The sequence below is a fragment of the Poriferisphaera corsica genome (assembly GCF_007747445.1).
In the GTDB taxonomy this organism is placed as follows: domain Bacteria; phylum Planctomycetota; class Phycisphaerae; order Phycisphaerales; family Phycisphaeraceae; genus Poriferisphaera; species Poriferisphaera corsica.
On the sequence record NZ_CP036425.1, the window covers coordinates 3310353 to 3323010 of the forward strand.

The window sequence follows — 12658 nt, forward strand, 5'->3', positions numbered from 1 at the left end:
AAATCTCAAACTACACTTTGCTGAAGCATTCATTAAGCTCTCAGCGTGCTAATACTCGCCAATGCAGCATCTAAAATCCCCACTTGCCTCCCCCCCCTCCACCTCACTACCCTATATATATGCCAGATACGCAAACCCCAAAAGACTACATCACCCCGCACCAGATGAACACCCTCAAGGTTGCCCTCTACGCCCTCATCTTCGGCACGCTCATCACGCTCTTCAAACTCACCGCATACCTCCTCACAGGCTCCGTCGCCATCCTCTCAGACACACTCGAATCCACCATCAACATCGCGGCCGCTGCCGTCATGCTCTACTCCATCTGGTACGCCTCACGCCCAGCCGACAAAACTCATCCCTATGGCCATGGCAAAATCGAGTTCCTCGCCGTCGGCTTCGAAGGCATACTCATCCTCTTTGCCGCCATCTTCATTGCCTTCACCGCCATCAAAAAACTCATCTCAGGCCCCGCATCAATCAACGTCAACATCGGCCTCGGCTTCCTCTTCATCATCGGCCTACTCACCGCCGGCCTCGCCTACTACGTCTCTTCCCGCGGCAAGAAACTCAACAACCAAATCCTCATCGCCGATGGCAAGCACCTCATCACCGATGTCCTCTCAACACTCGGCGTCTTCCTCGGACTCATCCTCGTCAAACTCACAGGCTGGCTCTGGCTTGACCCCATCATCGCCATCATCATCGCCGCCATCATCTTCCCCATGTCATGGCGACTACTCTGGCAATCCCTCTCAGGCCTCATGGATCGCTCCGATCCCGCCGACCTCAAACGCATCCACGAAATCCTCGACCGCGAAGTCAAAGCCGCCAGCATTACCTCCTATCACAAGGTTAGAGTTCGCCACACCGGCTCATATCACTGGGTCGACATGCACCTCCAAGTTGACCCAACACTCACCGTCGCACAATCACACACACTCGCCTCAGCCATTGAATACAAAATCGAACAAGCCCTCACCCCCGCCAACGCCACCGCACACGTCGAACCCAGCGGCGCATACTGCGAACACAACCCCCAATCCCCCCCTCCACCCCCCTATTCGTCAGATGCTCCTTCCAAACCCGCCCTTGAGCCGGCGCGCGACGATAAGGCATCAGCACAACCAATCGATGAATCCGAAAACCTCGAACCCATCGACTTGGCTCCTCCACGCAACGATACACCCCCTCCACCCACAACACCGACGTCCAAACCCTCACCACCCCCCCCACCTGCACCTGCACCTAAGAACCCTGACGAAGCAACTCCCGATGTGTTTACCGTCGAAAACGCAATCACTGGTTCAGGCGATCTCTACGAACTCGCCCACGAAGAAGCATCTCCTCTGCAAGAGGAACAAGAATCCGAAAATGACCCCACAAACAACTATCCCGAAAACATAACCGACGAAGAATCCGACGACGATTTCAACGCCCCAAATCCCAACGCCTAACCTATTTCGCCAACCCACAAAAGCTCTACAACTCCAATAGCCGCAGACCTATGGGCCGCGGAAGCTTCCCCTTCATCTTTTTACTCAAAAAAACTTCCGGATACCCAACCATGCACAAATTCCTCATCGTTATCAACATCCTCGCACTCACCACCCTCACCCTCGCACTAGGCCTCACCGCGCTCAGTTCCCACAACGGCCCCAGAAGCGTCATGGCAATCAATCGCGTCCAAGGCTTCAACACAGAAGCTGTGAAAGAACATTTCCCAGAACTCGTCAACACATCAAGTATTGACGCTTACACTACAGGCCGATGGATCGCCTCATCCGAACGCAACTCCGCCTACCTTAACCTTTTCCTCGCATACGCCATCGTCATCATCAACTTACTCATCGTCATCATTCACAAATTTTTTTTACACCCACAAAGCCGCCGCAAAATTAATAATCTACGATAAATCTTGATTCACAACCCATATCACTGCACTTATCTTTAGCCAACAAGTGAACTATAAAAATGGATGAAGAAATCAGAAAATCATGGGAACGATTTTTAAACCCTGAAATTTTACGTAATAACTTAATTTGTGCATCTGTCTACATAGCTAGTTATGAAATTCTAAAAACTGCCATAATCTCTCAAATCAAATCCTTCTTCACACATAGTTATGATGAATCTGGTGCTAAAATATCTCCAGAATATAAACAACATGTTCTCGATAAAAATCGAAGCACATTGCATGCAAGCTTGTTGTGGCTAAAAGAAATGGATGCCATCGATGATGAGGATATTAGTACATTTAAGAAAATTAAAAATTGCCGCAATGAGCTATCACATTGCCTATATGAAATGGTAAGTACTGACGGTCTACCGGAAAATTTTGTTGAACTATATCAACTCATGATTGTTTTACTTACAAAAATTGACCAATGGTGGGCTACAGAAGTGCTTATTCCATGTGATCCAATTTTTGACAATGAAACCATAAAAAAAGAAGAAATCTTAACCGGCAATATGATGGCTATTCAACTATTATTAGACATCGCTCTTAACGTTGATTCTGATGCACATCGCTATTACGACCACTTTAAGCAAAAAGCAACATCTCCCCCATCTGCATAATCATTCCACCACCAATTACCGCCGCGCCAACTCACTCTGATATGCCCGCCCCAACTCGTCCTTATACTCTTCCGCCCATTCCGTCAGCTTAATCTTCCCGGTCGGCTTATTTTCTACATGCAACAAATCATCCATCAACCCACCAATCTCATCGCGTGTGATCACCACATCCCCCACATACTTCCCAAACAGCCACCCCACCACAAACCCCATCCAGGGCTTCACGTGCATCACACGCTTCTTCACACCAATAATCCCCATCAATTCGCGCGCTAACCTCTCATACGTAAAACTCTCAGGCCCAATCGCATCAACAACCCCATCCCCCCCGCCCTTATCCTTACTCCCCCACTCCACAGCCAACGCAGCCAAATCATCCACATGAATCGGCTGCAGCCGATACTGCCCATCTCCAAACACACCAAATACCGGAAAATGCCTTAAAACATAAGCAATATTGTTAATCAAAATATCACGCCCGCCAAACAAAACTGCAGGCCGAAGTATCGCATAACTGACGCCAAGGTTCATCAACGTATTCTCAAGCTCCGCCTTCCCACGAAAATAACTCCACCGCGAATCAATCGACGGGTTCGTAATACTCACATGTACAATCCGCTCAACTCCCGCCTCCTTTGCAGCTTCAAAAAGCACTTTCGTATTTGCCACCGCCCGCTCATGACTAAAACCATGACGCTTCGAATTGAACCGCACCCAATACGTGTTGTACAAAACCTTCACGCCGCGAAGCGACGCGATCAACTCATCTCTACGATCAAAACGTAATGGTCTAGAATCAACTCGACCTTCTAAGTCATGCCCTTTGCCAGCACGATTGGTCAACGTCACAACCTGCTTGTCCTGTTCCAATAGTCGCCGCGCAATATACCCACCCGAATACCCAAAGGCGCCTGTGACTGCATGCAGTTCTTTCTGTCCATCATTCATGATGCCGCCCATCTTTATTTGATTCACCCCCCAATTAAAAATATACTTTTCAATCAAGCTTCTGATCGCCAGCCATGGGGAACTTTTCAACCACAGTTAATCTAATAGATGATTAGTCAATGCTACCTTTAAACAGTCCCATCACTTTACCGACCGTCGATTGCTGTAGATCATCTAACGCAACAATCGTTGCAACCAACTTATCCAGCATTTTGAAGAACTCCTCCATGTTCTTCATCCGTTCATCACAGAAAGCTTGTCTCTCACGACATTCGCCCTCACACCCATCCATATCCTTCAACATAGCGCGGCTCTCACCGACCGTACGTAACGCTTGATCAAACTCAGGCTTCTCACGCTCTTTCAACACATTACGAACGATCTTCCAAAAATCTGTCTCCGCTGTATAAAAATCCCGCCGATCACCCACAACAATCTTCTTATGCACCAACCCTAAACGATCAAGCGCCCGCACATGGGTACTCACCGCACCTTTCGTGACCCCTGACAGCTCAACTAACTGATTCAAACCCACCGGCCTATCCGACAGATAGACAACCCCATAAACCGCCCCCATCGCTTTCGGGAAGCCCCAGAACTGTGCAATCGTGCACATCCCCTGAATAAAATGCTCTCGCGATTCATTCAACACGCCATCTGCCTCATGCTGTTCATTCTGATTCATCATCCGCTTCGCTCCATTCATCTGCCCACTTTCATTTTCTTAACCATCCAATGGCTACATCTCTCTCCCATCGCACCCTAACACAAACACCTCTCAGATAAATCTCCAATCATCCCCCCTCACTCCCACTCCCACTCCCACTCCCACTCCCACTCCCACTCCCACTCCCACTCTTCAACTCAAATCTCAAATCTCAAATCTCAAACCCGCACCCGCACCCGCCGTGGCTATCAGTTGCAGTTGCACAGCGCCAGCGATAACAACACTGAAAATGACAAGCCTCTATACTTCATGTCGTTTAGTATATCCTAAACATTCTATATAATCAATATGCACTTCAAACTACCCACTACAAATCCCATGCCAAAAACATCAGATTCAGATTGCGCGCACAAACACGCTTTTTGGCTTCGATTTCGTGTGATTTTTTACCTTTTACCGACCCAACCTCGGCCTTTTCTAATCAAAGTTCGCTCCAAACCTGCTTAAACCGAGCCATTTTAGCTACGGGTATATCCCTAAAAACAGTATTCTGTGCGCCAAAACACGTGTATTACACACCTTTTGGTGTCATTTTCAGGCTAATTTAAAAGACCAATTCTCATTCCAGTTTACCCTCCCTAGTAGATGTCCGATCCCAAATAAGACAGGGTTTATCACCAAACACACCGCAGCTCCCTCATCATCCCACATACAACCGCACTTGATCATCAGCGCTCGGGCAACCTCACGCCGCCAAAAACACACAAAAGCATCTCAATCAATCGGCCATAACTAATGAACCCACAACGGTATACATTAAGGGGCATACCATGTCTACATATGATTCATTCCCAAACCGGATCCTCGATCAGGTCAACGATGGCGCATACTTCGTTGACCGCGAGCGACGTATCACTTTCTGGAGCAAAGGCGCCGAAAAAATCACCGGCTACAAAGCCGATCAAGTCATCGGTCGCCACTGCTATGACAACATTCTCATGCACGTAACTGACTGCGGCAAATGTCTTTGCAAATCTGGATGCCCACTTCAGGCTACGATCGATGATGGCATCGTACGTGATGCGGAGATCTTTCTTCATCATAAAGACGGCCACCGCATCCCCGTTCACGCGCACACCAACCCACTCCGAGATGACAAAGGACACATCGTCGGCGGTATCGAAGTCTTTTCTGACGAATCGTCCCAAGCTAATAACATACAAAGACTTAAGGATCTTGAAAAAGCAGCTATGATCGATCCGCTTACCAATATTGCGAACCGTCGTATGCTCTCCAGCACCCTGGAAATGCGATTTGCCGAGTTCAAGCGTAACGATTGGCAATTCGGCGTGATCCTCGTGGATATCGATAAGTTCAAAAATTTCAACGACTTACATGGACACCAAATCGGCGACCGCATCTTACAGCTCATCTCGCGCACCATGAAGCACGCCTGCCGTCGCTACGACCTTGTCGGCCGGTGGGGCGGTGAAGAATTCCTGATCGTAGTCGGACACACCGACACCAAGCAGATCGTCAAAACCGCAGAACGGTTGCGAGTCCTTGTGAATCAATCATTTATACAACACGCCGGTTGTCGGCTAACCGCCAGCATCTCGGCAGGCGTCACACTCGCCCTGCCCCACGATACGATCGAATCGCTTGTCAGCCGTGCAGATCAACTGCTCTACGAGAGCAAGCATCGTGGTCGCAATTGCGTGACATCCGATCTCATCCGTCCGGAATCGCATGAAAACGCCTCAAACGATGTACCGGCATGCTCTGTGGCATAACCGCGAACTACATGCTGTATCATCGGTGTTGGCAACGGGTTATTGCCTGCGGGAGCAAGCTCTATCGCATGATATCTGTCCACAATTGCCGCACATTTTTAACGATTCCCAGGCGCGTCATCACAAGACTTGCCAAGGTGGTGTTGTTCCGTAGAATTGGTGGAACCACTCGCCGGAGTGGCGGAATTGGCAGACGCGCCGGATTCAAAATCCGGTGCCCGTTAAGGGCGTGTGGGTTCGAGTCCCACCTCCGGCACTTAAATATCTCGAATTTTCGAATGACCTGATTTATCAAGTGATTCGAACACGAAAGGCGGCTTTTAGAGCGGCTTTTTTTGTGCGCAAATTTCCCCAATAACACTGTTTATTGTGACATCGAAATTGCTTGTCGATGTTTTGTTTGTACGCGCTTGTGTCGTCCGATATGAGGTTTGCTATGATCACCATTGTTCATTGTTTGCAAGTTCAGTGAAACATCTATCGCGGGGGGAGCGTAGTGAATATGATGCGAGTTGGTTGTGAGTGTTACGCGACCACACTGAACTATTACCAAAAAGTTTGTGAGCTTTATGTCGATCAACGGAACGATTTTGTTTAGTGCGTTTGAGCCTAGTGGTGATGCGCTTGCTTCGAGATTGATTACAGAATTGAAGCGTCGCCAGCCTGATGTAAGAATTATGGCGTTGGGTGGGCCACGGATGAAAGCTGCGGGCGCAGAGTTGATTGAAGTTACAACAGAACATGCGGTGATGCTAGCAGGTGCGTTAAAGCATGCGCATGAACATCATTTACGTTTAAAGCGTGTCGATGCGTGGTTAAAGGCCAACAAGATTGATGCGTTGGTGCCAACGGATTCACCGGCCGCGAACTGGGGGATTTGTAGGAAGGTTAGAAAACGCTGCCCTAATGCGAAGATTGTGCATCTGGCTGCGCCGCAATTATGGGCATGGGCGCCATGGCGGATCCGTAAGTTGCGTAAGTTGACGGATCATGTTTTGTGCCTACTTCCATTTGAAGAAAAGTGGTTTGGTGATCGCGGGGTCGATGCAACGTTTGTCGGGCATCCACTGTTCGAATCGGAACACGCGAAAGTTGAACGCGGCGTTGATGGGAAGAATGAAGATGATGCGGTATTAAATCTTGAGGGCGAGCCGAAGGTTGCGCTTTTGCCGGGCTCACGTCCGAGTGAGATCACGAAGAATTGGCCGACGATGCTAGCGGCGTATGAAGCGCTTAAAGCGAAGCATCCTGGGATGCGTGCGGTGGTTGCGGCATCGGATGAGTTGCGGCAAGCAGCGATCGTTGATTTATGTGGCGGCAAGTTGCCGAATGGGATGACGATTGAGACGTCGCGTGCGGGGCTGGTTTTGGATTGGGCTGATATTGGATTGATCGTTTCAGGCACAGCGACGTTGCAGGGCGTGACGCATCGGTTGCCGATGGTGTCGCTGTATAACGTATCGAAGATGGGTTGGAACATTCTGGGCCGTTGGTTGATTCGTAACAGACCGCTGACACTGCCAAACTTGTTGAGCCAACATGTGATGGGTGAGAATGCCACAACGGAATTGATTCCACACTTCGGCGAGGTTGAGCCGGTGGTTGATGCGTTGGAGCCGTTGATGACTGAGGGTGAGGCAAGGAATCGCCAAGTGAAAATATTTGAAACCGTCTGCGACAGATTTGTTGGCAGACAGTTTAGTGTTGATGCTGCGGATCAGTTCATGAAAGTGATGAGGCGATAGGTCGGTAGAGAAGACCGGCGACTTGTCCCCGGGAAGTGTCGCGGCTATTGGAGCGACAGGGTCAGGGTGAATGTGCGCTGACGAATCTGTGAACTGTTCGCTTGCAAATCAGGGACGATTCAAAATAGCTCAGCCCGATAAGTTGAAGCGATGGTAAGAATATCGGACGATTACTTAGGGCGGGCAAGTAAAACCTGAAAAAATATCAAAAAGATAAGGCGGCTGTCATGACAGCCGCCTTACTTGTAGCTCCGTGGCGAATTGAGAAAATTTTTAATGCATCTGTCGAAAATCGGAGCGACAGATATTTGATTCGTGTTAGAGCGTTTCTTATCTCTGCCGCGTTGGTGTGAATACCTAGGAGATTCATGTGGTTTTTTAAACCTGCTGCCGGGAGATAAGTCCAACAGTTTTATGAGATCTTACGCGGTACGCTCTATTGCCGAGCACAAGCTCGACGGGTTTAATCTACGAAAGATTATTTTTTCTTCTTGGTCACTTTTTTCTTCTTAGCGACTTTTTTCTTAGCTTTTTTCTTGGTTGCTTTCTTTTTAGCTACCTTTTTCTTAGCTTTTTTCTTGGTCGCTTTCTTCTTTGCTACTTTCTTCTTAGCTTTCTTCTTAGTAGCTTTTTTCTTTGAGGCCTTCTTCTTAGAAGCTTTCTTCTTGGAAGCCTTCTTCTTAGTTGCCTTCTTCTTAGTAGTTTTCTTCTTAGCAGCCTTTTTCTTGGTTGCTTTCTTCTTGGAAGCTTTCTTCTTAGCCATGGCTTTAATTCCTTTCAATCAACCTTCGGAGCTAGTTGATTCATCAAATGTAACGAGTATACAAAAAGTAAGTCAACAAAAATATTTGATGCGCCAAATTTATCGGCATGAAAAGTTACATCTCTTGAGTGGAATTTGATCAGTAAAGGTTTGAAAGTGGTTGTTGTCATGGTTTAACGAAGCTGTTTGATGTTGATGTTGCGTGTTGCGTGATGGTTGATTGTGTTGTTGTTACGTTTGTTTGTTGTTGTATGTATACATGTTTGAAATGCGCGATCATATGATCGTCATGATGTGTTTGATTACATGTAAACATGTGATTCATGATGTTGCGTTATGTTTTCTACACTGAAATAAAAGTGCATTTAGAGGCAGCTACGCTGCATTTTGAGTTGTTTGTTCCCATGAATGGGATAAGTCACACATGATATTCCCAAGTCACATATCGTTCGTTGCCTATCGCTATTCAACATACGAATTAAACGAAGAAACACGTTGGATGTGTGCGCGATTCATGAGACATGACGTGCTTGTTTATGCTTGATGGTGATGTGTTGTTGCATGAAACGATGAAGTGAAAAAAAAATTTCGTTTTATGTTTATACGGACGCTTTTGTGTGGTGATTTTGATTGCTAACGATCAAAAATATTTTGAGATGATGTCAATGCTAGCTGATGAATGATGCTGAGATGTTTAAATGTTGATGATATGCGTGCAGTAAACGTTGCATCTCATTGGATAAAGAAACAGGCTGCTGATTAAATTCAGCAGCCTGCACATGTTGGTTATAAGGAGGTTGGATTAGTCTTCTTCATCTTGAGGTTTGTATTCAGACATGACTTGCTGCTGAACATTGGATGGAACTGCATCGTAGTGATCGAATTCCATCGCGAATGAGCCTTGCCCGCCTGTTACAGACTTGAGTTGTGAGTGATAGTTGGTGACTTCGGATAGTGGAACGATGGCTTTGATGAGTGCTTGATCTCCGGGAAGCATGTCGGTGCCTTGGATACGTCCGCGTTTACCGGACAGGTCGCCGGTGATATCGCCCATATATTGGTTGGGAACGGTTACTTCAACATTAACGAGTGGTTCAAGCAGAACAGGTTTAGCGGCATTGATGGCTTGTTTGAAAGCAGTCTTGCCTGCGGAGATGAATGCGATCTCTTTTGAATCGACTGGGTGATATTTGCCATCATAAACGGAGACTTTGATATCTTGCATGGGGTATCCGGCGATGGCGCCGTCTTCGAGCACTTTGCGGATGCCTTTTTCGATCGCGGGGATGAATTGTTGAGGGATAGAACCGCCGAAGGTGTCGTCGACAAATTCAAAACCACTGTCACGTTGTAGAGGTTCGACGCGTAGATATACTTCACCGAACTGCCCTGCACCGCCGGTTTGTTTTTTATGACGGTGGTGGCCTTCGGCTTTGCCGAGGATCGTTTCACGGTAGGCGATTTTTGGTGGCTTGGTATCGACTTCGACGTTGTAACGGTTTTTAAGTTTTTCAAGGATGACACGGAGGTGAAGATCGCCGAGGCCGTTGATGACGGTTTCTTTGGTTGCGGAATCACGCGTGACCTTGAAGCATGGATCTTCTTCCTGGAACTTGGTTATGGCGTCAGCAATCTTTTGTTCGTCGCCTCGTTTCTTGGGCGATATGGCAAGGCCTGAGAGTGGCGTGGGATACATGATTGGTTTGAGGTGGATACCGTCTTCATCATGTGAATCGTGTAGACATGCATCGAAATGAATGTCATCGATTTTAGCCACAGCGACTAGATCGCCGGGGATGGCGTCTTTGATTTCAACGTGTTTAGCACCTTGCAGCTTGAAGAGGTGTCCGATTTTGAATGGCTTCTTGGAAGCGCCGGTGTCGACATCGTCAATATAGAGTTGTGAATCTTTAGAGACGGTGCCTTGATGAATGCGGAAGGAGCAGAGCTTGCCAACGTATGGATCGACTTTGATGTTGAACACGTGTGCGAGTACATGCTTGGAAGGATCAGGCTCAGCGTGCATCTCTTTGTCGTCATTACCAGCTTTGACGAATGGACGAGGATTGCCTTCGGTGGGGTTTGGAGCGAGTTTGACGAGGACGTCAAGGAGTTCGGAGATGCCGATAGGCTCGCTGTTGCCATGCGGGTGTGCGGCGGTGAAACAGATTGGGACGAGATGTCCTTCACGGAGTGCTTTTTCGAATGGGGCATGGAGTTGTTCTGGGGTCACTTCACCTTGCTCAAGGTAGATTTCCATGAGTTCTTCGTCGACTTCAACCACCTGATCAACGATGGCGGTATGTGCGTCGGCTACTGAGCCGAGGTCGGAGTCACCGTCTGGGTTGAAGAAGCAGTCAACGACGGATTTATTGCCATTGGCGGGTAAGTTGATGGGAAGACATTGCTTGCCGAAGGACTTTTGAATTGATTCGAGGAGTTCTTGACAGTTAACGTTGTCGGCGTCGATCTTGTTGACGATGATCATGCGGCAGAGGTTGCGTCGTGCGGCACGATCCATCATACGTCGGGTCATCGGCTCGATCCCGTGTGCTGCGTTAATGACGACGGCGCAGGTGTCTGCGGCGGGCAGCATGGAGAGCGCGAGTCCCATGAAATCTGGTGAACCAGGCGTATCAATGATGTTGATGTGCTTACCGTTGTAATCACAATGAGCAACTGCGGAGGTTAGGCTGTACTTGTGGTGTTTTTCTTCATCGGTGAAGTCACAAACGGTTGTGCCTGCATCGATTGATCCCATTGTTCCGAGCACGCCAGCCTTGTACAAGAGCGCTTCTGCGAGAAGCGTTTTGCCAGAGCTGGCGTGACCTACAAGGACCAAGTTACGGATGTCAGAAGTGGTATAGGAAGGCATAATCAAGAACTCCAAAATATAAATTACCGAACGGTATTAAAGATTGAGGCAAACGATTGTATTGATCATGGTCGATCAATGATTTTGGTACTACTTTTCAAAGTTGAGCCACGGATGTGCGGTTGTGTTGCGTGCTTTTCAATCGATTTAGAAGTAATAAAAAGCGGTTAAAAATCACACGGTTGTTTAGTGCCAGTATAGGCAGCGAAAAAGGGTGAGCCAAGTATTTTGAGTAAGGAAAAATACATGCAAAAACACATAAAAAGACGGGTTTTTTCAGTGTACAAATGAACGACATGAAGGGTCTGAAAAACAAAAGATTTTCCTGTATTTTGGTTTTAGCTAGGGATATAATTAGATTAATATGCGCGCAGCGGCAGAGCTGGCTTGAGAAGCCATCAGGGGGGTTATGTGAAACCGCTTGTTAATACTGAACGTATCTTAGTGATTAAACATTAATCGCTCTTGATGAACATCGTAAGAGATGTGATAGGCATGGGCATGGTTACCGCGCGTGGGTTATCCACTTATGCACAAGCTAGTCGATGAATTTAGACGAATAGTTAGCGGAAGAGATTGTATTTGATGATGCAATGTATCGCTCGGACACCGTCTCGCCAACCGATCTTTTTACCCTCGTCATAGGTACGGCCATCGTAGCTTATCCCGACTTCGTAGATGCGGCAGCCTTGACGAGCAACCTTGGCGGTGATTTCAGGTTCGAAACCAAAACGGTTCTCTTCGATATTGATCGATTGAATGATTTCACGTTTGAAGACTTTGTAGCAGGTCTCCATGTCGGTGAGGTTGATGTTGGTGAACATGTTGGAGAGTGAAGTGAGGAATCTGTTACCCATTGAATGCCAGAAGTAGAGAACACGGTGACACTCACCGCCAGCGAAACGTGAGCCATATACGACATCGGCATCGGACGAATCGAAGGGCTCAAGTAGTTTGTGATAATCTTGAGGATCGTATTCGAGGTCAGCGTCTTGAATGATAACGAGGTCGCCGCGAGCTTCTTTGAAGCCAGTGCGCAATGCTGCACCTTTGCCTTGGTTGTATGTATGGAAAGCGGTGCGAATATTCTCGTGATTATCTTCGAGTTCTTTGAGTTTATCGCGTGTACCATCGGTGGAGTAGTCGTCCACAAGGATGATCTCTTTATCAACCTCAACAGCTTGCACACGCGAGATGATGGATTCGATGGTGCTTGCTTCGTTGTACACGGGGATGACGACGCTGAGTTTCATAATCGGCCTTGAGTTTATAAAGAGAAACAAAGTA

Annotated in this window: 10 protein-coding genes and 1 tRNA gene; 6 read left to right on the forward strand and 5 right to left on the reverse strand. The window is 47.6% G+C overall.

The window, feature by feature from the left end:
* Window positions 1–119: 119 nt before the first annotated feature.
* The 3 genes from KS4_RS13565 to KS4_RS13575 all read left to right on the forward strand — a co-directional run bounded on the left by KS4_RS13565 (window position 120) and on the right by KS4_RS13575 (window position 2580).
* On the forward strand, window positions 120–1457 hold the full coding sequence (locus KS4_RS13565) for a cation diffusion facilitator family transporter (RefSeq protein ID WP_145079147.1): 1338 nt from the start codon (window positions 120–122) through the stop codon (window positions 1455–1457).
* 110 nt (window positions 1458–1567) lie between these two features.
* Window positions 1568–1915: a hypothetical protein gene (locus KS4_RS13570; RefSeq protein WP_145079150.1), complete on the forward strand. Its 348-nt coding sequence runs from the start codon at window positions 1568–1570 to the stop codon at window positions 1913–1915.
* A gap of 59 nt (window positions 1916–1974) precedes the next feature.
* Window positions 1975–2580: a hypothetical protein gene (locus KS4_RS13575; RefSeq protein WP_145079153.1), complete on the forward strand. Its 606-nt coding sequence runs from the start codon at window positions 1975–1977 to the stop codon at window positions 2578–2580.
* 15 nt (window positions 2581–2595) lie between these two features.
* On the opposite strand, the gene KS4_RS13580 is transcribed toward KS4_RS13575, so the two are convergent.
* Entirely contained in the window at window positions 2596–3528 is a 933-nt protein-coding gene (locus KS4_RS13580) for an SDR family oxidoreductase (RefSeq protein WP_145079156.1), read from the reverse strand.
* Window positions 3529–3640: 112 nt separating this feature from the next.
* Entirely contained in the window at window positions 3641–4216 is a 576-nt protein-coding gene (locus KS4_RS13585; RefSeq protein ID WP_145079159.1) for a GbsR/MarR family transcriptional regulator, read from the reverse strand.
* An 809-nt stretch (window positions 4217–5025) separates the two neighbouring features.
* Between KS4_RS13585 and KS4_RS13590 the strand changes: the two genes are divergently transcribed.
* The 3 genes from KS4_RS13590 (at window position 5026) to KS4_RS13600 (ending at window position 7733) form a co-directional block, all read left to right on the forward strand.
* A complete protein-coding gene (locus KS4_RS13590; protein ID WP_145079162.1) occupies window positions 5026–5988 on the forward strand; it encodes a sensor domain-containing diguanylate cyclase in 963 nt (320 codons plus the stop codon).
* Window positions 5989–6159: 171 nt separating this feature from the next.
* A tRNA-Leu gene (locus KS4_RS13595) sits at window positions 6160–6244 on the forward strand.
* A 313-nt stretch (window positions 6245–6557) separates the two neighbouring features.
* Complete coding sequence (locus tag KS4_RS13600) at window positions 6558–7733, forward strand: lipid-A-disaccharide synthase (protein ID WP_145079165.1); 1176 nt, start codon at window positions 6558–6560, stop codon at window positions 7731–7733.
* Between the two features lie 478 nt (window positions 7734–8211).
* Here the strand turns inward: KS4_RS13600 and KS4_RS13605 are convergent, their stop codons facing one another.
* The 3 genes from KS4_RS13605 to KS4_RS13615 form a co-directional block, all read right to left on the reverse strand.
* A complete protein-coding gene (locus KS4_RS13605; RefSeq protein WP_145079168.1) occupies window positions 8212–8496 on the reverse strand; it encodes a hypothetical protein in 285 nt (94 codons plus the stop codon).
* Window positions 8497–9298: 802 nt separating this feature from the next.
* On the reverse strand, window positions 9299–11371 hold the full coding sequence (gene fusA / locus KS4_RS13610) for an elongation factor G (RefSeq protein ID WP_145079171.1): 2073 nt from the start codon (window positions 11369–11371) through the stop codon (window positions 9299–9301).
* A 563-nt stretch (window positions 11372–11934) separates the two neighbouring features.
* The gene (locus tag KS4_RS13615) at window positions 11935–12624 is read right to left on the reverse strand and encodes a glycosyltransferase family 2 protein (protein WP_145079174.1); all 690 of its coding nucleotides are present in this window, start codon (window positions 12622–12624) and stop codon (window positions 11935–11937) included.
* Window positions 12625–12658 lie beyond the last annotated feature (34 nt).